Here is a 20,673-nt window from a genome sequence, read left to right on the forward strand (position 1 = left end):
GGCTCCCCGTCGCGTCGTCCTTCCCACTGTTCTGCCCAGCGCCGGGCTCGCACTCACGTTTCCCCAGGAGAGGGCTGACCGGCCTCGGGCGGATGAGGCGTCCCCCACTTCCCCGGGGCCGGTCGGTCGTTGGGCCCCACGTGATGCACGCACAGACGCGCGCGGCGCGCGCAGGGGCCGCGCTGGCCGCCGTACTGACATGGGCAGGGCTGCTGGCCGGAGCCGCGGGATGCACCTCGCACGGTGTGGACAGGGTGCTCGGCAAGCCCCGTTCGCCCGAGAACACGATCCGCGTCTCGCCGGACGACGGCAGCAAGGCCGTACGCCCCGAGGAGAGTCTGCGGGTACGGGTGCCGGCCGGACGCCTGGAGTCGGTGAAGGTCGTCAGGTCCCAGGACGCGCAGGACTTCCCGGTGCCGGGCCGGATCGCCGAGGACGGCATGACCTGGCGCCCCGACGACCCGAAACTCGCCCTGGCCGCCAAGTACTCGGTCGACGTGGTCGCGCTCGACGGCCACGGCAGGCGGGTGGCCCGGCACGCGACGTTCACGACGTCCGTCCCCGACGAGCGGTTCATCGGATACGTCATGCCCGAGAACCGCTCCACGGTCGGCACCGGAATGATCGTTTCGCTGGACTTCAACCGGGTGATCGAGAACCGCGCGGCGGTCGAGCGCGCCGTCCGTGTGACCTCCGTGCCGGAGGTGGAGATCGCCCCGCACTGGTTCGGCGAGAAGCGCCTGGACTTCCGGCCCGAGGAGTACTGGAAGCCGGGCACGAAGGTCACCGTCGCACTGCGGCTGCGCGACGTCGAGGCGGCCCCGGGCGTGTACGGACTGCAGTACAAGACCTTCTCGTTCACGGTCGGCCGCAGCCAGGTCAGCCTCGTCGACGCCGCCGCCCACACCATGGAGGTGCGCCGCGACGGCGAGGTCCTCTCCACCGTGCCGATCACCGCGGGCGCCCCCAAGAGCACGACGTACAACGGGAAGATGGTGGTCACCGAGATGCTGGAGGTGACCCGGATGAACGGCGCGACGGTCGGCTTCACCGACGCCGACGGCAAGGGCGAGTACGACATCCCCGACGTGCCGCACGCGCTGCGCCTCACCACCTCCGGGACCTTCCTGCACGGCAACTACTGGGCGCAGGGCGTCTTCGGCACCGCCAATGTCAGCCACGGCTGCGTGGGCCTGCGCGATGTGAAGGGCGGCAGCTCCGCGACCCCGGCGGGCTGGTTCTTCGACCGCAGCCTCATCGGTGACGTCGTCGAAGTCGTCAACAGCAATGACAAGAAGGTCGCTCCTGACAACGGCCTCGGCGGGTGGAACATGGGATGGAAGGCATGGAAGGCGGGCTCCGCCGTGAAGTAGCCGGACACCGGGGTGGTGGAGCAGACGGACATAGGGGTACGGACAAGACGTACGCCGGTGGTCCCGCGGGCTGTTGAAGTTGGGACTGAACGGTGACAATCCCAGGAGGTCAACGCTCCTGGCGGTGTGATTAATTAGCGCGATACACGCGTGGGACGCGGCTGTGAGCTGCGGGCTCCCGCCATGGGCCCAGGCGTCACGGGGCGACCAACGATGGGTAGTGCGGGCCTTGATCAGGCCGTGCGAGGGGAGAACGAACTTGAACGGGCGACCGATATCGGGGGCGTCGGTTGGCGCGCGGACACGGCGTGGGAAGGGGGCCCTGGCGCTGGCGCTGGGCACCCTGATGCTCGTCGTGACCGCATGCGGCGGGGGAGGGGACTCGGACTCCGGGTCCGGCTCGGGGAAGGGCGGGGACAAGGATTCCGGCCAGGCGGACACCAAGGTCTCGCAGGCGGTCGTGACCGTGGCACCGAAGGACGGCGCCGACGGTGTGAAGACCAGCGGCGCGCTCAAGGTGACCGCCGCCAAGGGCAAGCTGACCGAGGTCGAGGTCGAGGACACCAAGGGCAACCCGGTCGAGGGGAAGATCACCGACGGGGGCGCGACCTGGACGCCCGACACGCACCTCGCCGCGTCCACCAAGTACAAGGTCCACGCGGTGGCCAAGGACTCCGAGGGCCGTGAGTCGGCGGAGGAGTCCGCGTTCACCACGCTGACCCCGAAGAACACGTTCGTCGGCATCTTCACGCCGGAGGACGGCTCGAAGGTCGGCGTCGGGACGACCTTCTCGGTCAACTTCACGCGGGGGATCACGCACCCCGAGGACGTCGAGAAGGCGATCGACATCAAGACCGAGCCGGCGGTCGACGTCGAGGGCCACTGGTTCGGCAACGACCGCCTCGACTTCCGCCCCGAGAAGTACTGGAAGCCCGGTACGAAGGTCACCGTGAAGCTCAACCTCGACGGCGTCGAGGGCCGGCCCGGTGTCTACGGCGAGCAGGCCAAGACCGTGAAGTTCACGATCGGCCGCAGCCAGGTCTCCACCGTCGACGTCAAGACCAAGAAGATGACCGTCAGGCGCGACGGCAAGGTCATCAAGACCATCCCGGTCACGACGGGCAAGCCCGGCTACGAGACCTGGAACGGCCAGATGGTCATCACCGAGCGCCTCCGGGTGACCCGGATGAACGGCGAGACGGTCGGCTACGGCGGCGAGTACGACATCAAGGACGTGCCGGACGCCATGCGGCTGACCACGTCGGGCACCTTCATCCACGGCAACTACTGGGGCGGCGACGCCTTCGGCAACTACAACGCCAGCCACGGCTGCATCGGCCTGCGCGACCAGCGCGGCGGCGGCGACCGCGGCGCGCCCGCCGCGTGGTTCTTCGACCGCTCGATCGTCGGAGACGTGGTGGTCGTGAAGAACTCCAACGACCGGATCGTGTCCCCGGACAACGGGCTCAACGGCTGGAACATGTCGTGGGAGAAGTGGAAGGCGTGACGGTACGGGCCCGGGGGCGGCACTGACCACGCTTCCCCCGGCCCGCCCTGTCGCGGCCTGTACGGCCCCGGTGTGCTGCTCCTCTGTGACGCAGCACACCGGGGCCGTCGCCGTTAGCCCCCGTTAACCTGCCTTCATGACTGTGCATCTCGAAGTCGCCGAAGGTGTCGGCACGATCCGTCTCGACCGCCCGCCCATGAACGCGCTGGACGTCGCCACGCAGGACCGCCTCAAGGAGCTCGCCGAGGAGGCCGCGCGCCGCGAGGACGTGCGCGCCGTCATCCTCTACGGCGGCGAGAAGGTGTTCGCGGCGGGCGCGGACATCAAGGAGATGCAGGCCATGGACCACGCGGCGATGGTCGTACGGTCCCGTGCCCTGCAGGACTCCTTCACCGCCGTGACCCGCATCCCCAAGCCGGTCGTCGCCGCGGTCACGGGTTACGCGCTGGGCGGGGGCTGCGAGTTGGCGCTCTGCGCCGACTTCCGCATCGCCGCGGACAACGCCAAGCTGGGCCAGCCGGAGATCCTGCTCGGGCTGATCCCGGGCGCGGGCGGCACCCAGCGCCTGTCCCGCCTGATCGGCCCCTCCAAAGCCAAGGACCTCATCTTCACCGGCCGCATGGTCAAGGCCGACGAGGCCCTGTCGCTCGGCCTGGTCGACCGGGTCGTACCGGCCGACGAGGTGTACGCCCAGGCGCACGCGTGGGCCGCGAAACTGGCCCAGGGCCCGGCGCTCGCGCTGCGCGCCGCCAAGGAGTCCGTCGACGCGGGTCTGGAGACGGACATCGAGACCGGGCTCGCCATCGAACGCAACTGGTTCGCGGGGCTGTTCGCCACCGAGGACCGGGAGCGGGGGATGAAGAGCTTCGTCGAGGAGGGGCCGGGCAAGGCGAAGTTCCTCTGACTTCCTCTGACCGGGGTCCGTGGCGTGGAGGCGTAGGTGTCCGTGGGTGTCTGCGGGCGCCTGAGGCAAGGGGTTGCGGGTGCCGTGAAAGTCACCCGCCGAATTCCGCTGATCCACTTGCAGTTGACGCGATGTCTTACCCGCGTCCCTCGAAGGGGCGGTTTATCCGAGCCTTAAAGCAACCTTAAGGCTTCCTTGTCGAGGGCTGCGGGCGATTGCCCCGAACGGGACTGTTCTCGCAGGCCAGACGGGCTGCGGTCGCCTCCGAACTGCCAACGGCATATGCCGATCGAATCGTGCGGAATGGGGGGTTCCGGGGGGCGTATTCCTCCGGAACGCCCCCAACGGGGCCTCTGGGCGGCCATGATGGGGGCATGGCGGGGCTGGAGGGTATCGAACAGCCGCGGCGGCACGGGAGTGCGACCGCGGCGCGCTGGTCGCCCGCGGTCGAGGACGAACACGCGCTCAAGGCGCTGGAGTTGTTCGGCAATCCGACCGAGGGGGAGGTGCCGTTGCCTTCCCGGCCCGAGTCCGCCGCCGCCGCGCGCCGGCTGACCCAGGTCGTGGTTCTGCGCCACTGGGGGCTCTCGCCGAAGATGACCGAGGACGCGGTCCTACTGGTCTCGGAGCTGGTGGGCAACGCCGTGCGGCACACCGGTGCGCGGGTGTTCGGGCTCCGTATGCGGCGCCGCCGGGGCTGGATCCGGGTCGAGGTCCGGGACCCCTCCCGTGGGCTCCCCTGCCTCATGCCGGTCCAGGAAATGGACGTGAGCGGCCGAGGCCTCTTCCTCGTCGACAAACTCTCCGACCGCTGGGGCGTGGATCTCCTGCCTCGCGGCAAGACGACATGGTTCGAAATGAGGGTGGCGGACCGGTAGGGGTTTTTCGCCCCCGCCGCCCCTACCCATTCCCGTCCCTTTCTGGGGGCTGCGCCCCGGGCCCCCGCTGGGTGGGTGGGGTGATCGGGATGGGATGTGTGCGGGTTGGTCGTGGCTGGGCTGCGCAGTTCCTCGCGCCCCTAAAAGATTGCGCAGTTCCCCGCGCCCCTATTCAGGGGCGCGGGGAACTGCGCAATCTTTTGGCGGGGGTTCGGGGGCGGAGCCCCTGAGTAAGGGACGGGAATGGGTAGGGGCGGCGGGGGCGAAATCCGCACGAGAGCGAAAATGGTGCGCGTGCCCCCGCCCGCTGAGAAGGCCGAGGCAACGCCCGTCGACGGCACGCCGCCGTACGAGTGAAGATCCACGGCCCGCCCCCGCAGAACCGAGATCGTGCTCCTCATGATCACAACTCGCCTGCGGCGCCGGGCCGCTGCCGTCGTCCTGTCCCTCTCGGCCGTCTTCGCGACGTCCGCAGCGACGCTCCCCGCCGACACCACGACGAAGGCACCCACGGCCTTCGCCACGAAGGCCGCCGCCCCCACCTGTCCCCAGTTCGCCGACCCCGTCCACGCCGCCGCGGACCGCCGCGTGGACGTCGGCCGCATCACGCCCGAGCCCGTCTGGCGCAAGACCTGCGGCACGCTCTACCGCAGCGACGGCCGCGGCCCCTCGGTCGTCTTCGAGCAGGGCCTCCACCCGAAGGACGTCCTCAACGGCCAGTACGACATCGAGCAGTACGTCCTGGTCAACCAGCCCTCCCCGTACGTCTCCACGACGTACGACCACGACCTCTACAAGACGTGGTGGAAGAGCGGCTTCAACTACTACATCGACGCCCCCGGCGGCGTGGACGTCAACAAGACCATCGGCGACACCCACAAGTGGGCCGACCAGGTCGAGGTCGCCTTCCCCGGAGGCATCGAGCGGAAGTACATCATCGGCGTCTGCCCGGTCGACAAGAAGACCAAGACCGAGATCATGAGCGACTGCGAGAGCAACCCGCACTACGAGCCCTGGCACTGAACCCGAGCACGGGGCACGGCTACTGAGTCCCGGCCCGCCCCAAGCGCCCCAAGCGCCTCAAACCGGCCCGCCGCCCCCGCCCTAGCGGGCGATCAACAGCGCCTCCGCCCCGACCGGGCGGAACCCGGCCGCCTGGAAGGCCCGCACGCTGCGGGCGTTCCCGGCGGCCTGCTGCGCCCAGACCGGCTCGCCCCCGCTCAGATGCCGGGCGGCCACCGCGAGCGCGCGCCCCAGCCCCCGGTGCCGTACTCCCTCGGCCACCTCGATCGCGGCCTCCGGCCGACCCGCGACCCCGCGCCCCAGGACGAGTACGCCCCCGTCGGCGGCCCACACCCGCACGTCGTCCCGGCGCTCGCGGGCCCGGGCGACCCGGGGATGGCCGGGATCGTCGAGTTCCGTCAGCCTCAGCGGCGGCGGGCCCGGCAGCGGCGCGGCGACCGTCAGCAGGTCGATCGTGTCCGTCGTACGCCCCGTACGTTCCATGAATGCCGACAGGAACCGCGGGTTCATGGTCGCGGCGAGCGGATCGCAGTCGGCGGCGGCCAGTGTTTCGCGCACCCAGCCCTCCCCCTCGTCGGTGAAGACGACGGAGTGCGCGGTGAAGGCGATGACCCCGGCGTCCCGGTGGGCGTGCTGCGGCACGACGGTCGTACCGCCGTCAGGAGGCGGGAAGACTCCTCGCGCCGCCGCGTCGAGAATGTCCCGCAGAGTGCCGGCCACCGCGCCGCCCTTCTCTCGCCCGTCCCTCGCCCGTCCCTCGCCCGTCCCTTGAGTCTCCACCCACTGGAAGGCCCAGACTCCACCCCATGATCGACGACGGCACCGGACTGCTCACCATCGGGCAGCTCTCCCGGAGCACCGGACTGCCGGTGCGCACCATCCGCTACTGGTCGGACGCGGGCGCCCTGCCGCCCGTGACCCGCTCCGAGGGCGGCTACCGGCTGTACGACGCCGGGGCCGTGGCCCGCCTCGAACTCATCCGGACGCTGCGGGAGTTGGGCCTCGGCCTGGACGACGTACGCCGGGTGGTGGCCGGTGAGACGACGGTCGCGGAGGTGGCGGCCACGCATGTGGCGGCCCTCGACGCGCAGATCAGGTCGCTGAAGGTAACCCGGGCGGTGCTGTCGACCGTGGCGCGACGCGGTTCGACCGCGGAGGAGACGACCCTGATGAACAGACTGGCGCGGCTGTCGGCCGCGGAGCGCAAGCACATCGTCGACGACTTCATGGCGGAGACCTTCGACGGCCTCGACACCGCGGACCCCGACATCCGTACCCGGCTGCGCTTCGGCGTGCCCGACCTGCCCGACGACCACAGGACCGAGCAGGTGGACGCGTGGGTCGAGCTCGCCGAGCTGATGCAGGACACGGGCTTCCGCGCGCGGATGCGGAGCATGGTCGAGTTCAACGCCGCGGACCGGGGGCCCGACGTGCCGGCCGGTACGTCCCTGTGGTTGATGAGCCGCCTGGTGCAGCTGGCCGGAGAGGCACGGGAGCGGGGCATCGCGCCGGACGCCCCGGAGGCCGCCACGGTCCTGACCGAGGTGCTCGGCGACGCCGACAGGACCGTCGTACTGGACCGCATGGTGTCGGCGGGCCAGGCAGAGGCCGCCCGCTTCCGGGAACTGCTGGCGCTCGTACGGGGCACCGAGCCGCTGCCCACGCACCGGGAGGCGTTCGCGTGGGTGGTCGCCGCGCTGCGCGCTCGGTCGGGCAGTTAATCTGACCTCGGCAAGTACGGCACATCAGAAGGGGCGGGTCCGGTGGCGGACATCGAGGAAGCACGCAAGGCGTTCGAGCGCATCGACGTGGACGGGGACGGCTACGTCACCGCCGCCGAGTTCAAGAAGGCCCTGGCCCAGGGCGGCGACTGGAACGTCACCGAGTCGGTGGCCGAGGCCGTGATCGCCTCCCAGGACCTCAACGGCGACAAGCTGCTGTCGTTCGACGAGTTCTGGTCCCACCTGAACAAGTAGCCGAACGCGAGGATCGCGAGCATCGCGAGGGGCGCTCCCGCCGGACGGGCAGGGGCGCCCCTCGCGTCGTGCGGTGCGCGACCTCTGTCCCACGCGATGATGGCCGGGACGGCGGTTTCCGGCCGTTCGAAACGCTCTGCGGCCTTTCGGGTGATGCCCGGAATAGCCCGCTTGCCCCGGAGGTTGGTGCTCCACATCGGAGTCATCGACCCCCGGAAGGGCGCGCGAGTCATGAAGATCGGCATCATCGGAGCGGGCAACATCGGCGGCAACCTCACCCGGCGGCTCACGGCCCTCGGCCATGACGTCTCCGTCGCCAACTCCCGGGGTCCGGAGACCCTCACGGCACTGGCCGAGGAGACCGGCGCGACGCCCGTCCCGGTCGAGGAGGCGGCACGCGGCGCCGAGCTCGTCGTCGTCACGGTCCCCCTGAAGGTGGTCCCGAACCTGCCGTCCGGGCTCTTCGACGAGGCCGCCGACGGAGCCGTCGTCGTCGACACCGGCAACTACTACCCGCGGCAGCGGGACGGCAAGATCGCCGGGATCGAGGACGAGGGCTTGACGGAGAGCCGCTGGACGGCCCAGCAGCTCGGCCACACGGTCGTCAAGGCCTTCAACGGCACGTACGCCCAGGACCTACTCGACCGCCACCGCCCGGCCGGCGCCCCGGACCGCATGGCCCTCCCGGTGGCCGCCGACGACGCGTCCGCCAAGCAGGTCGTCCGCGACCTCATTGACGAACTCGGCTTCGACACGGTCGACGCGGGCACCCTCGACGACTCCTGGCGCCAGCAGCCCGGCACCCCGGTCTACGGCCTCCAGGAAGGCGTGGACGCGGTGACGAAGGCCCTGTCGGAGGCACCGCGGGAACGCTCGGCGGACTTCCGGGCGTAGGGCCCCGGCGGCAGCGCTCGGCGGACTTCCTTCCGGGCGTAGGGCTACGACGGCAGCGCTCCGGAGCCCGCGCTCAGACGATCTGCAGGGGCACGTGCGGCCCGTCCGGCAACTCGACCTCGACCGGGTCACCGGGCCGCACCACCCCACCCGTGACGACGACACTCATGATCCCGGCCCGGAACCGGACGGTCCCGTCCTCGTCCCGCCCGACGACCTGCTTCATCAGCCCCTTCTGGAAGCCGTCGATCTGCGCACAGGGATTCCGCAGCCCGGTGACCTCCACGACGGCCTCGTCCCCGACCCGCAACCGGGTCCCGGTCGGCAGCCCGAGCAGGTCGATCCCCCGGGTGGTGACGTTCTCCCCGAGCTCCCCGGCCGCGACCTCGAACCCGGCCTCCCGCACCTCGTCGAACAACTCCTCATGAATGAGGTGCACCTGCCGCAGATTCACCTGAGAAGGATCCTTCTCCATCCGGAACCGATGCTTCACCGTCACCCCGGCATGCACATCCCCCTCCACCCCGAGCCCGGCAAGCAACGTAATGCCGTCCCGATTCGGCTTGGAGAACGAATACTTACCGCTGCTGCTGACCGCAGCCACTGTCCCACCCATGCCCGGCAGCCTACGGTGTCGCCCATTCCCGCAGGTCGGCGAGGGTGTCGAACTGTGCCACGTTCTTGTCCAGCGGGTCGTCCGTGTACTGGTGGAAGCGCCACTTCGCCTGGATGCGTGGCTTGCCCGCGGTCACGTAGTCGGCGATCCAGAGACCGTCACCGGCATACGAGGTCGTGTCGACATTCAGCCAGTAATTCCGGTTGCAATAGAGCACGACCCGGTTGTTCGGCCGGAGTTCCTTCACCTTGCGGATGAAGCGGTCCTTTTCGGCGTTGGTCGCGTGGGTGCCGTCGCCTGTTGTTTCCCAGTCGACGGCGAGGATGTCGCCGGCTTTTTCGGGGGCCTTGCTGACGAAGTACTCGGCCTGGGCCGTGAGGTTGCCCGGCCAGAGGAAGTGGTAGAAGCCGACGACGCAGCCGGCGTCACGGGCCCGCTTCGTCTGTGCGCTCAGCTTCGGGTTGACGTACGTGCGGCCCTCGGTGGCCTTGACGAAGACGAAGGACACGCCTTCGGTGCTGTACGTGGACGACTGGTAGCCGCTGACGTCGATGCCGCGCAGCATGTGGTTCCTCCGTGCGGTGGGGGGCGGGTGCAGGTGTTGCCTGTGGGGGGCAACTTCCTTTGCTCTTCCCCCACTTCGCCCGTCCCATCCTCAGCACTCGATGATGTTCACCGCGAGCCCGCCGCGGGCCGTCTCCTTGTACTTGACGCTCATGTCCGCGCCCGTTTCCTTCATCGTCTTGATGACCTTGTCGAGGGACACCTTGTGGGAGCCGTCGCCGCGCATGGCCATCCTGGCCGCCGTGACGGCCTTGACCGCGGCCATGCCGTTGCGTTCGATGCAGGGGATCTGGACGAGGCCGCCGACCGGGTCGCAGGTGAGGCCGAGGTTGTGCTCCATGCCGATCTCCGCGGCGTTCTCGACCTGTTCGGGGGAGCCGCCGAGGACCTCGGCCAGCGCGCCCGCCGCCATCGAGCAGGCAGAGCCGACCTCGCCCTGGCAGCCGACCTCGGCGCCGGAGATCGACGCGTTCTCCTTGAAGAGCATGCCGATCGCGCCGGCCGCGAGCATGAAGCGGACCACGCCCTCCTCGTCGGCGCCGGGCACGAAGTTGATGTAGTAGTGCAGGACCGCCGGGATGATGCCGGCCGCGCCGTTCGTCGGGGCGGTCACGACGCGCCCGCCCGCCGCGTTCTCCTCGTTCACCGCCATCGCGTACAGCGTGATCCACTCCATCGCGTGGGCCAACGGATCGCCCTCGGCGCGCAGTTGACGGGCCGACATGGCCGCGCGACGGCGCACCTTGAGGCCGCCGGGCAGGATGCCCTCGCGGGACATGCCGCGCGAGACGCACGCCTGCATCACCCGCCAGATGGCGATGAGCCCCTCGCGGATCTCGTCCTCGGTGCGCCAGGCCCGCTCGTTCTCCAGCATCAGGGCGGAGATCGACAGGCCCGTCTCGCGGGTGAGCCGCAGCAGCTCGTCGCCCGTGCGGAAGGGGTACTTGAGGACCGTGTCGTCCAGCTTGATGCGGTCCGCGCCCACCGCGTCCTCGTCGACGACGAACCCGCCGCCGACCGAGTAGTACGTCTTCGACAGCAGCTCGGCGCCCGAGGCGTCGTGCGCCCACAGCGTCATGCCGTTCGCGTGGTACGGGAGCGTCTTGCGGCGGTGCAGGACCAGATCGTCGTCGAAGGAGAAGTCGATCTCGTGCTCGTCGAGCAGGTTGATCCGCCCCGAGGACTTGATGCCCTCCACCCGTTCGTCGGCCCCCTCCACGTCCACCGTGCGCGGTGAGGCGCCCTCCAGGCCGAGCAGCACCGCCTTGGGGGTGCCGTGGCCGTGGCCGGTCGCGCCCAGTGAGCCGTACAGCTCGGCGCGCACCGAGGTCACCGAGGACAGGACGTCCTCGGTGCGCAGCCGGCGGGCGAACATCCGCGCGGCACGCATCGGGCCGACCGTGTGGGAGCTGGACGGGCCGATGCCGATCGAGAACAGGTCGAAGACCGAGATGGCCACGGGAACTCCTCAAAGCGGGGGTGGTGCGGAAGAACGAAAGGCGCGAAGCGAAGCGCTGCGACCAGAGCGGTGGTGGTGGGTGTCGGGCGGTCGGGGCACCACGCACACCTTCCAGTGTGCGCGGTGCCCCGGTGAAACGGGACTACTGGCCCAGACCGGGGTACAGCGGGTGCTTCTCGGCCAGTGCGGACACCCGGGCCTTCAGTGCCTGCGCGTCGGCCTCCCCGAAGGTCGCGGGGGCCTTCAGCGCCTCGGCGATGACGTCCGCGACCTCGGCGAAGTCCTCGGCGGTGAAGCCGCGGGTGGCGAGGGCGGGCGTGCCGATCCGCAGGCCGGAGGTGACCATGGGCGGGCGCGGGTCGTTCGGGACGGCGTTGCGGTTGACCGTGATGCCGACCTCGTGGAGACGGTCCTCGGCCTGCTGGCCGTCCAGCTCCGAGTCGCGCAGGTCGACCAGGATCAGGTGGACGTCCGTACCGCCGGAGAGGACGTTCACGCCGGCCGCGCGCGCGTCGGGCGCGGTGAGCCGCTCGGCGAGGATCTGCGCGCCCTCGACCGTACGGCGCTGGCGCTCCTTGAAGTCCTCCGAGGCCGCGACCTTGAAGGAGACGGCCTTGGCCGCGATCACGTGCTCCAGGGGGCCGCCCTGGAAGCCCGGGAAGACGGACGAGTTGAGCTTCTTCGCGAAGGCCTTCTTGGCGAGGATGATCCCGCCGCGGGGGCCGCCCAGCGTCTTGTGGGTGGTGGAGGTGACCACGTCCGCGTGCTCCACCGGGTTCGGGTGGAGACCGGCCGCGACCAGACCCGCGAAGTGCGCCATGTCGACCCACAGGTAGGCCTCGACCTCGTCCGCGATACGGCGGAACTCGGCGAAGTCCAGCTGCCGCGGGTACGCCGACCAGCCCGCGATGATCACCTTCGGGCGGTGCTCCTTGGCGAGCCGCTCGACCTCGGCCATGTCGACCAGGCCGGCCTCGTCCACGTGGTAGGCGACCACGTTGAACTGCTTGCCGGAGAAGTTGAGCCGCATCCCGTGGGTCAGGTGGCCGCCGTGGGCCAGGTCCAGGCCGAGGATGGTGTCGCCGGGCTGGGCCAGCGCGAAGAGCGCGGCCTGGTTGGCGGAGGCGCCCGAGTGGGGCTGGACGTTGGCGTACTCGGCGCCGAACAGCTCCTTGACCCGGTCGATGGCGATCTGCTCGGCGACGTCGACGTGCTCGCAGCCGCCGTAGTAGCGGCGGCCGGGGTAGCCCTCGGCGTACTTGTTGGTGAGGACCGAGCCCTGGGCCTCCATGACGGCGACCGGGGCGAAGTTCTCCGAGGCGATCATTTCGAGGGTGGACTGCTGACGGTTGAGCTCGGCGTCGACGGCGGCGGCGATGTCCGGGTCGAGCTCGTGGAGGGACTGGTTCAGAAGCGACATCGGTCAGGAGTCCTTAGCTGCCGGAGAATTCGGTGTACTCGTCCGCGGAGAGCAGGTCCTTCGGCTCCTCCGCGACCCGTACCTTGAACAGCCAGCCGCCCTCGAACGGGGCGGTGTTCACCAGCGCGGGGTCGTCCACGACGTCCTGGTTGATCTCGGTGATCTCACCGGAGACGGGCGAGTACAGATCGCTCACGGACTTGGTCGACTCCAGTTCGCCGCAGGTCTCGCCCGCGGTCACCGTGTCACCGACCTCCGGGAGCTGGACGTACACCACATCGCCGAGCGCGTTGGCCGCGTGCTCCGTGATGCCGACCGTCGAGACGCCGTCCTCGGCGCCCGACAGCCACTCGTGCTCCTTGCTGTAGCGCAGCTGCTGGGGGTTGCTCATGGCCTGAATTCTCCTGTACGCGGGGGAGTGCTGATGCAGGGGGACTGGGGGTGACCTGGGCGGATGTGCTCAGGGTCACTTCATGACGCTCGCGGACCAGGGTTCACTGTCCGGCGCTCGCCGTACCAGGGTCTACTTCTGGCGCTTGTAGAACGGCAGCGCCACGACCTCGTACGGCTCGTGGCTGCCCCGGATGTCCACGCCGACACCGGGCGAGCCGGGTGCGGAGTGCGCGGCGTCGACGTACGCCATCGCGATCGGCTTGCCCAGGGTGGGTGAGGGTGCGCCGGAGGTGACCTCGCCGACGACCTTGCCGTCGGCGACGACCGGGTATCCGGCGCGCGGCACGCGGCGGCCCTCGGCGATCAGGCCGACGAGGACGCGCGGGGGCTGCGACTCGGCGCGGGCGGCGGCCTCGGTCAGCGCCTCGCGCCCCACGAAGTCGCCCTCCTTCTCGAACTTCACGACCCGTCCGAGCCCCGCGTCGAAGGGGGTGAGCGCGGTGCTCAGCTCATGCCCGTACAGCGGCATGCCCGCCTCCAGGCGCAGGGTGTCCCGGCAGGAGAGGCCGCAGGGGACGAGCCCGACCGCGGTGCCCGCGTCGGTCAGCGCCTGCCACAGCTTCTCGGCGTCGGCCGGGGCCACGAACAGCTCGAAGCCGTCCTCGCCGGTGTAGCCGGTGCGCGCGATCAGCGCCGGGACGCCCGCGACCGTGCCGGGCAGGCCGGCGTAGTACTTCAGGCCGTCCAGGTCGGCGTCGGTGAGGGACTTGAGGATGCCGGGGGACTCGGGTCCCTGGATGGCGAGCAGGGCGTACGCGTCACGGTCGTCGCGGACCTCGGCGTCGAAGCCCGCGGCCCGCTCCACGAGCGCGTCCAGGACGGTCTGGGCGTTGGAGGCGTTGGCGACGACCATGTACGTGGTCTCGGCGAGCCGGTAGACGATCAGGTCGTCGAGGATGCCGCCGTCGGCCCGGCAGATCATCGTGTAGCGGGCCCGGCCGGGCTTCACGCCCCCGATGTTGCCGACCAGCGCGAAGTCGAGCAGCGCGGCGGCCTGGGGTCCGGTGACGGTGATCTCGCCCATGTGGGAGAGGTCGAAGAGACCGGCCCTCGTCCGTACGGCGAGGTGCTCGTCGCGCTCGGAGCCGTATCGCAGGGGCATGTCCCAGCCGGCGAAATCGGTCATCGTCGCGCCGAGCGAACGATGGAGGGCGTCGAGCGCGGTATGGCGCGGTTCAACGGGGGCGTTACTGCTCACGGTGGGGCTCCCAAGGCATGACGGCGAGGTCGTTCCTCCCCATCTGTCATCGGAACCTGAGAGGTTCGCCGTGACCACCGGTCGAGCGGACGGTCACTGACTTGCACCTTGGGTGGAGCCGAAGCCCTGGTGACAGGGGGACGGCCCGCTTTTCAGATGTGCCTCGCCCGCGCGGTAACGGTGCCTGAGAGATTCAAGGGAGGGACTTGCTCCTTCGGCGCCCGGACCACGTACGCAAAAAACGTGTCCGGAACTCTCCCGCGCGGATTCAAGCGGCCGGTATGCAGTTGGCGGGCACATCATTGCACGCATCGGAGCGGCGCGGCAGGGGACTCTTCGCGAGGGGGCGGTGTACGGCGTCGCGGCCCGGCATCACGGCGTCCGCACAGGGTCCACAGGCATCCACAGCGATCTGTGACGGGGCTGTGGCAGGACGAGAACAGAAATGAGGAGACCAGCGCATTACCTTCTCTTTACACTCGACGGGGATGGGTCTCCCGACCCCATGGGGAGGACGATCAGGGTGAACAGGACCACGGCGTACGCCACGAGCGCGGCCATCGCGCTGCCCAAGCAGCCCACTGCCCCGGCCGGGGAGGCGTGCGGCCCGCTTCCGGCGCCCGTCGTCCGCGATCTGCGGGAGCGCGCGGGACACAGCCCGCACGGTCTGCGCTTCGGCAGGGCCGACCTGGTGGTGGTCACGGGCCTGCCCGGCAGCGGCAAGTCGACCCTGATGCGCCGGGCGGTGACGGGCCGCCGCATCGACTCCCAGGACACCCGCGACCGCTGGGACGGCCGCCTGGCCCGCTTCCTGCCGTACGCGGTCTACCGGCCCCTGGTCCGCGCCGCGCACTACGCGGGCCTGCGCCGGGCCCTGAGGTCCGGCGAGGGGGTCGTGGTGCACGACTGCGGGACACAGGCCTGGGTGCGCAGCTGGCTGGCCCGGGACGCCCGGCGGCGCGGCGGCGCCCTGCACCTGCTGCTGCTCGACGTGGACCCGGGCACGGCCCTGGACGGCCAGCGCGAGCGCGGCCGCGGCGTCTCTCGGTACGCGTTCGCGCGGCACCGCGGCGCGTTCGGCCGGCTGCTGCGTTCCGTGGAGAAGGGCGACCTGCCGGAGGGCTGCGGTTCGGCGGTGCTCATCGACCGGGCGGCGGCGGACGTGCTGCGGCGGGTCGACTTCGGCGACTGAGGTCCCGGTGACCGGACGGACTGCGGCGGGTGAGGGCGCGTACGCGTAATCTCGACAGCCGCAGACGGCGGTTCGAGCAGGCGGTAGAGAGATGGACTTCCCGGCACACGACATTCCGGTGCAAGCGCACCCACACCCCCATGTCGGCTGGCCCGGCAACGAGTTGGAGGAGGTACTGGCCGCCTCCCTCGGTGCGGCGGCGTCCCCTTCGGCGGGGGCCCGGATCGTGGAGGTCATGGGCCGCAGCTTCATCTGGGTGCCGCTGCCCGAGGGCGGCGGCCCGCACAGCGGCCCGCTCGACCTGCCCACGATCGAGCTCGGCGGCCAGGCGTACGTGCCGGTCTTCTCCTCGGAGCAGCAGTTCCGCCAGGTCGTCGGCGACCACATGTCGTACACGGTGGCGCCCGCCGTCGAGTTCGCGCGCGGTCTGCCGCCGCAGGTGGGCATCGTGGTGAACCCGGACGGCACGGTCGGGGTGCCGGTGCCGCCGCTCGCCGTGGCCGAGCTGTGCCGGGCCGGGCGCACCGAGCTGGACGGGTCGGCGAGCGGCGGCCGGGTGCGGCTCTTCCAGCCGGACTGGCAGCACGACCCGGTGGACTTCCTGGCCGCCGCCTCCGCGGAGTTCGCCGCGACCGGTGTGGTCCTGAGCGCCCGCCGCTGTCTGGCGAGCATCGAGGGCGCCGACCCCGTGATGTTCGTCGGCGTCGAGCTGGCCCACTGGCACGACGACGCCCGCACCCTCCCCCTGGACGCCTTGGGCCGGGCCCTCGGCCGGGTCCCGGTGCCGCACCCGGTGAACCTCGTCTTCCTGGACGTGGCCCAGGACCCGGTGGGCGACTGGCTACGGGCCCAGGTGCGGCCGTTCTACACCGTGGCCCACTGAGGCGCGCCCGGCCGCACACGACCCGCAGGCAGGGGATTACGGAAAGTCCCGAGCTCTCAACAGCTTTCCCGGCGGAGCGCAACGGTGCTGTCGGGATCGCCACTTAAGCTGGTTTCATGGCTCGGTCGGGGTGGTGCCATGTTCAAGCGAGCACGGCGCCCCGTCGAATGGACCTGTATGTCAGGGATGTCACGAAGGGGCGGTAGAAGGTGAGCGCGTCGGGCACGGCCGCGGCCGGGCAGGTCGAGCACATGCTGCGCCAAGTGACGCCCGGGCGTTACGACGCCTACGAGGCGCTGCTGCGCGCCCTCGCGACCCCGTCGTCCGGCCAGGTCTGGATGCTGCTCTGGCACGGCCAGTCGGGCTCGCCCGACGCCCAGTACGGGAACATGGAGGTCGGCGGCTTCGGTTACGCGCCCTGTGTGACCTCCGCCCAGGAGCTCTCGGCGAGCGGCTGGAACCGTTCGTACGAGGTGGTCGACGGGCTCGACGTGGCCCGCACCCTCTACCCCGACCACTACGGCCTCTGGCTGAACCCGCACGCGCCGGGCGGCGGTGTCGGCATCCCCTGGCTGGATCTGCGCCGTATCGCGACCGGCCTGGAGCGGCAGCCCGCGGGCCCGCTGCGGCTGTCCGAACCGGGCATCGAGATCCCGCAGTTCTACGCCCTGCTCACGCAGAACGCGCACCGGACCACCGCCGTCAGATCGCTCCGCCGCGCCTGGGTGCAGCCCGCGCTCGGGGCGCCGTACCTCGCCATCGGGCTCGATGTGTACGACACCAGCCCGCCCGCCGTGGACTCGGTGCGGGCGATGATGCAGCAGTCCATCGGCGCGGTGCCGGACGGACTGCCGGTGTCGACGGTCGCGATGTCCGACGAGTACGACCCGGTGGCCCTGTGGCTGCGGATCAACGCGCGGCCGTTCTACGATCGTGAGGCCCACGCGGCGCCCGCCCAGGCGCCGGCCGCCGGCGGATACGGATTCCCGGGCACCTACTGAGACGAATCGAACCACCTGAGACGATCCGGTCGAAGCACCCGGGCGAACCACCTGAGACGATCCGGGTCCGGTCGAGTCCAACCTGTGGAGCATCGGCTCTCTCTCCCGCACCACCCCTGGGTGGAATGTCCCGATCTACGCGGGTAAATGGGCTGCGAGGCCCCTTTCGCACCAAAACTCCCGCGTCCGACCCCCGTTACCCGGCGTTCGGATAACGGAACCCTCCTGACAGCATCACGTTTGCGCATCCATTCACCGTCAGGTCTGGCAACAGATCGCCGAGGCGTTGAAGACTCCCGGTCCAGGGGGTTTATCCCCCGTGTTCGACGGACTGATCACGCCGCTACAGCGGCAAGTGTGGGCCGGCTACCGCCGGTTGAGAGGGGTCCCTGCCACGATGACGGCACCATTGCACGAGCCGACGGCCGAAGCCGCCCCGAGCGCGGCCGAGGAGGCGGCGCTCGTAGCCGGCTCCGCCGAGGCGAAGGCGGTACAGGGTCGTTCCCTCGGCCGCATCGCCTGGGAGCGCCTGAAGCGGGACAAGCTCGCCCTGACGGGCGGCGTCATCGTTCTCGTGCTGATCGCGATCGCGCTGCTCGCTCCCGTGATCACGAACCTGGTCGGGCAGGACCCCGAGACCCACCACGAGGACCTGATCGATCCGCTCTTCTCGACCCCCACCGGGTCCTTCGGTGGAATCAGCGGAGACCACCTTCTCGGCGTCGAACCGGTCAGCGGCCGCGACATCTTCGCCCGGATCGTCTACGGCGCCCGCATCTCGCTGCTCGTCGGCTTCCTGTCGGCCCTGGTGGCCGTGGTGCTCGGTACCGTGCTCGGCGTTCTCGCCGGCTACTTCGGCGGCTGGGTCGACGCCCTCATCAGCCGCGTGATGGACGGCCTGCTGGCCTTCCCGCAGCTGCTCTTCATCATCGCGCTGGTCTCGGTCATGCCGAACGAGATGCTGGGTCTGACGGGTACCGGCGTGCGCCTGTTCGTCATGATCCTGGTGATCGGCTTCTTCGGCTGGCCCTATGTGGGACGCGTGGTGCGCGGTCAGACGCTGTCCCTGCGTGAGCGCGAGTACGTGGAGGCCGCGCGCAGCCTCGGGGCCGGGCGGTTCTACATCCTGTTCAAGGAGCTGCTGCCCAACCTCGTCGCGCCCATCATCGTGTACACGACGATGATGATCCCGACCAACATCCTCACCGAGGCGGCGCTCAGCTTCCTGGGCGTGGGCGTCAAGCCGCCCACCGCCTCCTGGGGACAGATGCTCTCCTCCGCGATCGACTACTACGACTCGGACCCTATGTACATGGTGATCCCGGGTGTAGCGATCTTCATCACCGTGCTCTCCTTCAACCTCTTCGGCGACGGCGTACGCGATGCGCTCGACCCGAAGGGTTCCCGCTGAACTGCCGTACCCCCAGGGCCCCGTCATCTGTCGACGGGCCGCTACATATCGGAGGATCCGAGTGAGTACCCAACGCACCACAGGGCGGCGCAAGCAGGCCGCGGCCGCCGCAGCCGTGGTCGCTGCGCTGCTGTCCACGGCGGCGTGCGGCGGCGGCGGCAGCGACGACGACGGCGGCGGCTCGAAGAACGGCGCGGCCGGCTTCAACGCAGCCAACAACAAGGTCGCGCAGGCCTCCCTCGTCAAGAAGGGCGGCGAGCTGAAGTTCGCGGGCGCCCAGGACGCCGACTCGTGGGACACCACGCGCGGCTACTACGGCTTCGCCTGGAACTTCATGCGGTACTACAGCCGCACGCTGGTGACCGGCAAGGCGGAGCCCGGTGCCAAGGGCGCCGAGGTCACCCCCGACCTCGCCACCAGCACGGCGAAGATCTCCGACGACGGCAAGACCTACACGTACACGCTGCGTGACGGGGTCACCTGGGAGGATGGCAAGCCCATCACCTCCAAGGACGTCAAGTACGGCATCGAGCGCGTCTGGGCGCAGGACGTCCTGTCCGGCGGTCCGGTCTACCTGAAGGACGTCCTCGACCCCAAGGGTGAGTACCCGGGTCCGTACAAGGACAAGTCCAAGGACAAGCTCGGTCTGAAGGCCATCGAGACGCCGGACGACAAGACCATCGTCTTCAAGCTGCCCGAGGCCAACTCGGACTTCGAGGACATCCTCGGCCTGACCTCGGCCTCCCCGGTCCGCCAGGACAAGGACACCAAGTCGAAGTACGGCCTGAAGCCCTTCTCCTCCGGCCCGTACAAGTTCGAGTCGTACACGCCGAACAAGAAGCTGGTCCTGGTCCGCAACGAGAACTGGAAGCAGTCCTCGGACCCGGTCCGCAAGGCGTACCCGGACAAGATCTCGCTGACGCTGTTCACCAACGCCAATGACATGGACCAGCGTCTGATCAACGGCGACTACGACCTGGACATCGGCCAGACCGGTCTGTCCCCGCAGGGCCGCACCACCGCCCTGAAGCAGCACAAGGCCAACCTGGACAACCCGGTCTCCGGCTACATCCGCTACGCGGTCTTCCCGCAGAGCGTCAAGCCGTTCGACAACGAGCACTGCCGCAAGGCCGTGATCTACGGCGCCGACCACGAGTCGCTGCAGACCGCTCGTGGTGGCCCGGTCGCCGGTGGCGACATCGGCACCAACATGCTGCCGCCGTCCGTCCCCGGTTCCGAGGGTCAGAAGTACGACCCGTACGAGTCGGCCACGACGAACAAGAACGGCAACGTCGCCAAGGCCAAGGAAGAGCTCAAGGCCTGCGGTCAGCCGAACGGCTTCAAGACCACCATCGCGGTCCGTAACAACAAGCCGGTCGAGGTCGCCACGGCCGAGTCCCTCCAGGCCTCGCTGAAGAAGGTCGGCATCACCGTCGACATCGACCAGTTCGACGGTGCCCAGACCACCGGCATCATCGGTAGCCCCGCCAACGTGAAGAAGAAGGGCTACGGCATCATCATCATGGGCTGGGGCCCGGACTTCCCGACCGTCCAGGGCTACGGCATGCCGCTGTGGGACAGCAAGTACATCCTCGAGAGCGGCAACAACAACTTCGCCCTGATCAAGGACAAGTCGATCGACGGTCTCTTCGACGACTACGTCAAGGAGCTCGACGAGGCGAAGAAGGTCGAGATCTCCACGGAGATCAACCACAAGGTCTCGGAGGGCGCGTACTACCTGCCCTTCGTCTTCGAGAAGTTCATCAACTGGCGCTCCAGCCGGCTCGCGAACGTCTACACGACCGACAACTACAGCGGTCAGTACGACTTCGTGAACCTCGGCCTGAAGAAGTAACACCGACCGGCGCACCCGCCATACGGCACGAAAGGCAGGTGAAGGCCGGCGCGGCGTGACCCGCGG

20 protein-coding genes and 1 riboswitch are annotated in these 20,673 nt (G+C 69.7%); of the genes, 13 read left to right on the plus strand and 7 right to left on the minus strand.

Translation table 11 applies throughout. From position 1 onward, the window contains the following. Nucleotides 1-140 precede the first annotated feature (140 nt). The 5 genes from ACN20J_RS33480 (at nucleotide 141) to ACN20J_RS33500 (ending at nucleotide 5,685) form a co-directional block, all read left to right on the plus strand. On the plus strand, nucleotides 141-1,373 hold the full coding sequence (locus ACN20J_RS33480) for a L,D-transpeptidase (RefSeq protein WP_190232613.1): 1,233 nt from the start codon (nucleotides 141-143) through the stop codon (nucleotides 1,371-1,373). 259 nt (nucleotides 1,374-1,632) lie between these two features. Continuing rightward, the gene (locus tag ACN20J_RS33485; protein WP_419667446.1) at nucleotides 1,633-2,880 is read left to right on the plus strand and encodes a L,D-transpeptidase; all 1,248 of its coding nucleotides are present in this window, start codon (nucleotides 1,633-1,635) and stop codon (nucleotides 2,878-2,880) included. A 136-nt stretch (nucleotides 2,881-3,016) separates the two neighbouring features. Continuing rightward, the gene (locus ACN20J_RS33490; RefSeq protein WP_361921889.1) at nucleotides 3,017-3,784 is read left to right on the plus strand and encodes an enoyl-CoA hydratase/isomerase family protein; all 768 of its coding nucleotides are present in this window, start codon (nucleotides 3,017-3,019) and stop codon (nucleotides 3,782-3,784) included. A gap of 269 nt (nucleotides 3,785-4,053) precedes the next feature. After that, nucleotides 4,054-4,662 carry an ATP-binding protein gene (locus ACN20J_RS33495; protein ID WP_419669005.1) on the plus strand — a complete coding sequence of 203 codons (609 nt, stop codon included), beginning with the start codon at nucleotides 4,054-4,056 and terminating at the stop codon, nucleotides 4,660-4,662. Between the two features lie 399 nt (nucleotides 4,663-5,061). Then, nucleotides 5,062-5,685, plus strand: coding sequence for an ADP-ribosyltransferase (locus ACN20J_RS33500; protein ID WP_419667447.1), 624 nt, complete (start codon nucleotides 5,062-5,064; stop codon nucleotides 5,683-5,685). 81 nt (nucleotides 5,686-5,766) lie between these two features. On the opposite strand, the gene ACN20J_RS33505 is transcribed toward ACN20J_RS33500, so the two are convergent. After that, the gene (locus ACN20J_RS33505; protein ID WP_190232221.1) at nucleotides 5,767-6,405 is read right to left on the minus strand and encodes a GNAT family N-acetyltransferase; all 639 of its coding nucleotides are present in this window, start codon (nucleotides 6,403-6,405) and stop codon (nucleotides 5,767-5,769) included. 86 nt (nucleotides 6,406-6,491) lie between these two features. On the opposite strand from ACN20J_RS33505, the gene ACN20J_RS33510 reads away from it, so the two are divergent. The 3 genes from ACN20J_RS33510 to ACN20J_RS33520 all read left to right on the plus strand — a co-directional run bounded on the left by ACN20J_RS33510 (nucleotide 6,492) and on the right by ACN20J_RS33520 (nucleotide 8,555). Continuing rightward, nucleotides 6,492-7,406 (plus strand): MerR family transcriptional regulator, encoded by a 915-nt coding sequence (locus ACN20J_RS33510; RefSeq protein WP_419667448.1) that lies wholly within the window; start codon nucleotides 6,492-6,494, stop codon nucleotides 7,404-7,406. Nucleotides 7,407-7,448: 42 nt separating this feature from the next. Next, a complete protein-coding gene (locus tag ACN20J_RS33515) occupies nucleotides 7,449-7,661 on the plus strand; it encodes an EF-hand domain-containing protein (RefSeq protein ID WP_189843688.1) in 213 nt (70 codons plus the stop codon). A 231-nt stretch (nucleotides 7,662-7,892) separates the two neighbouring features. Continuing rightward, a complete protein-coding gene (locus ACN20J_RS33520; protein WP_419667449.1) occupies nucleotides 7,893-8,555 on the plus strand; it encodes an NADPH-dependent F420 reductase in 663 nt (220 codons plus the stop codon). Between the two features lie 73 nt (nucleotides 8,556-8,628). Here ACN20J_RS33520 and ACN20J_RS33525 read toward each other — a convergent pair whose 3' ends face one another. The 6 genes from ACN20J_RS33525 to gcvT all read right to left on the minus strand — a co-directional run bounded on the left by ACN20J_RS33525 (nucleotide 8,629) and on the right by gcvT (nucleotide 14,265). Then, on the minus strand, nucleotides 8,629-9,171 hold the full coding sequence (locus tag ACN20J_RS33525) for an MOSC domain-containing protein (protein WP_362296299.1): 543 nt from the start codon (nucleotides 9,169-9,171) through the stop codon (nucleotides 8,629-8,631). Between the two features lie 10 nt (nucleotides 9,172-9,181). Then, entirely contained in the window at nucleotides 9,182-9,736 is a 555-nt protein-coding gene (locus ACN20J_RS33530) for a glycoside hydrolase family 25 protein (RefSeq protein WP_361920673.1), read from the minus strand. 90 nt (nucleotides 9,737-9,826) lie between these two features. Then, nucleotides 9,827-11,194 (minus strand): L-serine ammonia-lyase, encoded by a 1,368-nt coding sequence (locus tag ACN20J_RS33535; RefSeq protein ID WP_190232227.1) that lies wholly within the window; start codon nucleotides 11,192-11,194, stop codon nucleotides 9,827-9,829. 142 nt (nucleotides 11,195-11,336) lie between these two features. Continuing rightward, the gene (glyA, locus tag ACN20J_RS33540) at nucleotides 11,337-12,614 is read right to left on the minus strand and encodes a serine hydroxymethyltransferase (RefSeq protein ID WP_419667450.1); all 1,278 of its coding nucleotides are present in this window, start codon (nucleotides 12,612-12,614) and stop codon (nucleotides 11,337-11,339) included. A 13-nt stretch (nucleotides 12,615-12,627) separates the two neighbouring features. Continuing rightward, a complete protein-coding gene (gene gcvH, locus ACN20J_RS33545) occupies nucleotides 12,628-13,005 on the minus strand; it encodes a glycine cleavage system protein GcvH (protein ID WP_143640549.1) in 378 nt (125 codons plus the stop codon). A 132-nt stretch (nucleotides 13,006-13,137) separates the two neighbouring features. After that, a complete protein-coding gene (gene gcvT, locus ACN20J_RS33550; protein WP_361920671.1) occupies nucleotides 13,138-14,265 on the minus strand; it encodes a glycine cleavage system aminomethyltransferase GcvT in 1,128 nt (375 codons plus the stop codon). A gap of 162 nt (nucleotides 14,266-14,427) precedes the next feature. Further along, nucleotides 14,428-14,536: riboswitch (glycine riboswitch) on the minus strand. A 234-nt stretch (nucleotides 14,537-14,770) separates the two neighbouring features. Here gcvT and ACN20J_RS33555 point away from each other — a divergent pair. From ACN20J_RS33555 to ACN20J_RS33575, 5 genes are all read left to right on the plus strand, one after another. After that, entirely contained in the window at nucleotides 14,771-15,457 is a 687-nt protein-coding gene (locus ACN20J_RS33555) for an AAA family ATPase (RefSeq protein ID WP_419667451.1), read from the plus strand. A gap of 91 nt (nucleotides 15,458-15,548) precedes the next feature. Next, nucleotides 15,549-16,340, plus strand: coding sequence for an enhanced serine sensitivity protein SseB (locus ACN20J_RS33560; RefSeq protein WP_189843681.1), 792 nt, complete (start codon nucleotides 15,549-15,551; stop codon nucleotides 16,338-16,340). Between the two features lie 209 nt (nucleotides 16,341-16,549). Further along, complete coding sequence (locus ACN20J_RS33565) at nucleotides 16,550-17,341, plus strand: enhanced serine sensitivity protein SseB C-terminal domain-containing protein (protein ID WP_189843680.1); 792 nt, start codon at nucleotides 16,550-16,552, stop codon at nucleotides 17,339-17,341. A gap of 397 nt (nucleotides 17,342-17,738) precedes the next feature. Next, the gene (locus ACN20J_RS33570) at nucleotides 17,739-18,752 is read left to right on the plus strand and encodes an ABC transporter permease (RefSeq protein WP_189843679.1); all 1,014 of its coding nucleotides are present in this window, start codon (nucleotides 17,739-17,741) and stop codon (nucleotides 18,750-18,752) included. Nucleotides 18,753-18,813: 61 nt separating this feature from the next. Further along, nucleotides 18,814-20,607, plus strand: a complete 1,794-nt coding sequence (locus ACN20J_RS33575; RefSeq protein ID WP_189843678.1) for an ABC transporter substrate-binding protein — start codon at nucleotides 18,814-18,816, stop codon at nucleotides 20,605-20,607. The last annotated feature ends 66 nt before the right edge of the window (nucleotides 20,608-20,673 follow it).

The sequence above is a fragment of the Streptomyces sp. 2-1 genome (assembly GCF_048564895.1).
Lineage (GTDB): Bacteria > Actinomycetota > Actinomycetes > Streptomycetales > Streptomycetaceae > Streptomyces > Streptomyces phaeochromogenes.

What these genes read in the sequence shown, in the direction of transcription:
- ACN20J_RS33490 (WP_361921889.1), top strand. Translation starts at nt 3,017, where the DNA reads ATGACTGTGCATCTCGAAGTCGCCGAAGGTGTCGGCACGATCCGTCTC.
- ACN20J_RS33500 (WP_419667447.1), top strand. Translation starts at nt 5,062, where the DNA reads ATGATCACAACTCGCCTGCGGCGCCGGGCCGCTGCCGTCGTCCTGTCC.
- ACN20J_RS33510 (WP_419667448.1), top strand. Translation starts at nt 6,492, where the DNA reads ATGATCGACGACGGCACCGGACTGCTCACCATCGGGCAGCTCTCCCGG.
- ACN20J_RS33520 (WP_419667449.1), top strand. Translation starts at nt 7,893, where the DNA reads ATGAAGATCGGCATCATCGGAGCGGGCAACATCGGCGGCAACCTCACC.
- ACN20J_RS33525 (WP_362296299.1), bottom strand. Translation starts at nt 9,171, where the DNA reads ATGGGTGGGACAGTGGCTGCGGTCAGCAGCAGCGGTAAGTATTCGTTC.
- ACN20J_RS33530 (WP_361920673.1), bottom strand. Translation starts at nt 9,736, where the DNA reads ATGCTGCGCGGCATCGACGTCAGCGGCTACCAGTCGTCCACGTACAGC.
- glyA (WP_419667450.1), bottom strand. Translation starts at nt 12,614, where the DNA reads ATGTCGCTTCTGAACCAGTCCCTCCACGAGCTCGACCCGGACATCGCC.
- gcvH (WP_143640549.1), bottom strand. Translation starts at nt 13,005, where the DNA reads ATGAGCAACCCCCAGCAGCTGCGCTACAGCAAGGAGCACGAGTGGCTG.
- ACN20J_RS33555 (WP_419667451.1), top strand. Translation starts at nt 14,771, where the DNA reads ATGGGGAGGACGATCAGGGTGAACAGGACCACGGCGTACGCCACGAGC.
- ACN20J_RS33560 (WP_189843681.1), top strand. Translation starts at nt 15,549, where the DNA reads ATGGACTTCCCGGCACACGACATTCCGGTGCAAGCGCACCCACACCCC.
- ACN20J_RS33570 (WP_189843679.1), top strand. Translation starts at nt 17,739, where the DNA reads ATGACGGCACCATTGCACGAGCCGACGGCCGAAGCCGCCCCGAGCGCG.